We start from the raw sequence: 3,717 nt of genomic DNA, 5'->3' as shown, positions 1-3,717 counted from the left end.
AAAAAGACTCTACCGGGATCTGCTTCATCGGCGAACGCAAATTCCGCGACTTCCTTGCCCGCTACCTCCCCGCCCAACCGGGCCCGATTATCGCCGTGGATGATGGCAGCGACATGGGCCAGCATCAGGGCCTGATGTATCACACGCTGGGGCAGCGCAAAGGCCTCGGCATCGGCGGCGTGAAAGAAGGCGGCGACGACCCTTGGTATGTTGTCGATAAAGACGTGGCGAACAACGTGCTGTACGTTGCTCAGGGCCATGAGCATCCGCGCCTGATGTCCAACGGGTTGATCGCTCAGCAGTTGCACTGGGTCGACCGTGACACCGTCACCGAACCGTTCCGCTGCGTGGTAAAAACGCGTTATCGTCAGGCTGATATCCCCTGCACCGTCACGCCGTTGGATGCCGATCGTATCGAAGTTCGCTTTGATGATCCGGTCGCCGCCGTTACGCCGGGTCAGTCCGCCGTGTTCTATCAGGGCGAAATCTGTCTCGGCGGGGGTATTATCGAAGAGCGCCTGCGCGATAACTGATGATGTCCGCGTCTAAGCGGTTACGGACGGCTGACCACGGGAGCGCTCGCGAATACATCGCCCGCGCCCATAGCCCTATCGCCCGTTTATCGCGCTCTACGCGAATAGCACTCTCCTGACGGCCGACGTCATGGAGCACTAAGAATGACAGGAGCCATCGTGGCCAAAAACTATTACGACATTACGCTGGCGCTGGCAGGAATTTGTCAGTCAGCTTGTTTGGTGCAGCAGCTTGCGACGACGGGAACCTGCCCGCAGGCGGCATTGCAGACGTCGCTCAACAGCGTTCTGGTGATGAACGCAGACAGCACGCTGGAGATTTTTGGTAACGACGAAAATAATCTGAAGCTGGGTGTTGAGACCCTGTTGGGCATACTCAGTTCATCGTCGCGCGAAAAAATCGGCGCCGACCAGTCCCGCTACACCTTCAGCCTCATGGCTCTCGAGCGTCGTTTGCACAAAAACAGCACGGCGCTCAATGAGCTAGGCAACCGTGTCGACCAGCTAGACCGCCAGCTGGAGCACTATGAATTAGTGTCCGACCCGATGATTAACGTGCTGGCAGGCATCTACGTGGATGTCATCAGTACGCTTGGGCCGCGTATTCAGGTCACCGGCTCGCAGGAAGTCCTGAAAAACCCACAGGTTCAAGCCAAAGTCCGCGCCATTTTGCTGGCGGGCATCCGCTCCGCCGTCCTGTGGCAGCAAATCGGCGGAGGACGCCTGCAGTTGATGTTTTCCCGCTCGACGTTGGTCAAACAGGCACAGCAGATTTTGTCGCGCTGCCGCGACCAATAATAGACAGGTGGCGGACGACGATTCCGGTTCGTCCGCCAGCATGAGATACTTGTAGTCACGCTTTTATCTTTTATTGAAAACGATCCCAGGAGTTGCTCGCGATGGAATTAACCTCACTGACCGCCGTTTCCCCTATTGATGGACGCTACGGCGATAAAGTCAGCGCCCTGCGCACCATTTTCAGCGAATATGGCCTGCTGAAATTCCGGGTGCAGGTTGAAGTACGGTGGCTGCAAAAGCTGGCCTCCTGTGCAGCGATCAAAGAAGTTCCTTCATTTGACGCCGACGCAAACGCTTACCTTGATAAAATCGTCGCTGAATTCAGCGTTGAAGATGCCGCCCGCATTAAAACCATCGAACGCACCACCAACCATGACGTCAAAGCCGTCGAGTATTTCCTGAAGGAAAAAGTCGCCGCCGTACCCGCGCTTCAGGCGGTTAACGAATTCATCCATTTCGCCTGCACGTCCGAAGATATCAATAACCTGTCTCACGCCCTGATGCTGGAAACGGCACGACGCGACGTGGTGCTGCCGTTCTGGCGTAAAACCATTGACGCGATCGCCGCGCTGGCGCAGGAGTACCGCGATATCCCGCTGCTGTCGCGGACACACGGTCAACCCGCCACGCCATCCACCATCGGTAAAGAGTTTGCGAACGTGGCCTACCGCATGGAACGCCAATTCCGCCAGTTATCGCAGGTGGAAGTGATGGGCAAAATCAACGGCGCGGTCGGCAACTATAACGCGCACATGGTCGCTTACCCGGACGTCGACTGGCATACCTTCAGCGAAGAGTTCGTCACGTCGCTCGGCATTACCTGGAACCCGTACACCACGCAGATTGAACCGCATGACTACATCGCCGAGCTGTTCGATTGCGTCTCCCGCTTCAATACCATTTTGATCGACTTTGACCGAGACGTGTGGGGCTATGTTGCGCTCAACCACTTCAAGCAAAAGACCATCGCCGGCGAAATCGGTTCCTCTACCATGCCGCATAAAGTCAACCCGATCGACTTTGAAAACTCCGAAGGGAATTTGGGATTGGCGAATGCCGTGCTGGGACACCTGTCCACCAAACTGCCGGTCTCCCGCTGGCAGCGCGACCTGACCGACTCCACCGTGCTGCGCAACCTGGGCGTGGGATTGGGCTATGCGCTGATTGCATATCAATCTACACTCAAAGGCATCAGCAAACTGGAGGTCAACCGGGACCGTCTGCTGGATGAGCTGGATCATAGCTGGGAAGTGCTTGCCGAACCCATTCAGACCGTGATGCGTCGCTACGGTATCGAAAAACCGTACGAGAAGCTGAAAGAGCTGACGCGCGGTAAACGCGTTGATGCCGAAGGTATGAAAACCTTTATCGATAGTCTGGAGCTTCCTGAAGAAGAGAAAGTCCGTCTGAAAGAATTGACCCCGGCCAACTATATTGGCCGCGCCGTCAAAATGGTGGATGAGCTGAAATAACAGGCAATCGAGCAGGCGGACCGCGTTCCGCCTGCTTTCTCCCCATCATTCCCGCCTTTTGTTGACCCTAAGTTTATTGCCGTAGTGAATAATATGTTTTTCAATCAAACCCGCTAAACCGACAATCCGAGGCGAGTCGACCTTCGGATAAGCCTGGTTAATAAACATCCGTTCACAGGAAGACACTATGCGAATTCTGGTTGTCGAAGATAACGTTCTTTTACGCCATCACTTAACTGTTCAGATGAACGAAATGGGCCACCAGGTCGATGCCGCCGCAGACGCGAAAGAAGCCGACTACTTTTTACATGAACATGCGCCCGACATTGCCATCGTTGATCTCGGTCTGCCGGACGAGGATGGCGTCAGCCTGATTCGCCGCTGGCGCGCTCAGCAGGTCAAAATGCCCATTCTGGTCTTAACCGCGCGTGAAAGTTGGCAGGAGAAGGTCGTCGTGCTGGAAGCCGGTGCCGATGATTACGTAACCAAACCATTTCATCTGGAAGAAGTGATGGCGCGAATGCAGGCCTTGATGCGCCGTAACAGCGGACTGGCGTCTCAGGTCATCAGCATGCCGCCGTTTGAGGTTGATCTGTCACGACGTGAATTGCTGGTACACAGTTCGCCGATAAAACTGACGGCCTTTGAATACACAATCATCGAAACCCTCATCCGTAACCACGGCAAAGTCGTCAGCAAAGAGTCGCTGATGCTGCAGCTTTACCCTGACGCAGAGTTACGCGAAAGCCACACCATCGATGTCCTGATGGGCCGACTGCGCAAAAAACTGCAGGCCGCCGACTCGCATGAAGTCATTACGACCGTGCGCGGTCAGGGTTATCGCTTCGATGTGCATCCGCGTCAGGACGGATAGATGAGCAAGAAATCTCCGCTGTCGTTGCGCTTTCGCTTTT

At 55.3% G+C, this 3,717-nt stretch carries 4 protein-coding genes; all 4 read left to right on the top strand.

Annotated elements, in window-relative coordinates:
* The coding region (locus tag Q7O77_RS15495) for an aminomethyltransferase beta-barrel domain-containing protein (RefSeq protein ID WP_369696229.1) at positions 1-533 on the top strand (533 nt) is incomplete at its 5' end.
* Between the two features lie 159 nt (positions 534-692).
* On the top strand, positions 693-1,331 hold the full coding sequence (gene hflD / locus Q7O77_RS15490; RefSeq protein WP_304169394.1) for a high frequency lysogenization protein HflD: 639 nt from the start codon (positions 693-695) through the stop codon (positions 1,329-1,331).
* A 101-nt stretch (positions 1,332-1,432) separates the two neighbouring features.
* The gene (gene purB, locus Q7O77_RS15485) at positions 1,433-2,803 is read left to right on the top strand and encodes an adenylosuccinate lyase (protein ID WP_304169392.1); all 1,371 of its coding nucleotides are present in this window, start codon (positions 1,433-1,435) and stop codon (positions 2,801-2,803) included.
* A gap of 187 nt (positions 2,804-2,990) precedes the next feature.
* Positions 2,991-3,677, top strand: coding sequence for a two-component system response regulator PhoP (phoP, locus tag Q7O77_RS15480; RefSeq protein WP_304169390.1), 687 nt, complete (start codon positions 2,991-2,993; stop codon positions 3,675-3,677).
* The last annotated feature ends 40 nt before the right edge of the window (positions 3,678-3,717 follow it).

The sequence above is a fragment of the Lonsdalea britannica genome (assembly GCF_946477055.1).
Lineage (GTDB): Bacteria > Pseudomonadota > Gammaproteobacteria > Enterobacterales > Enterobacteriaceae > Lonsdalea > Lonsdalea britannica_A.
This window is presented reverse-complemented; position numbering and strand designations above follow the sequence as displayed.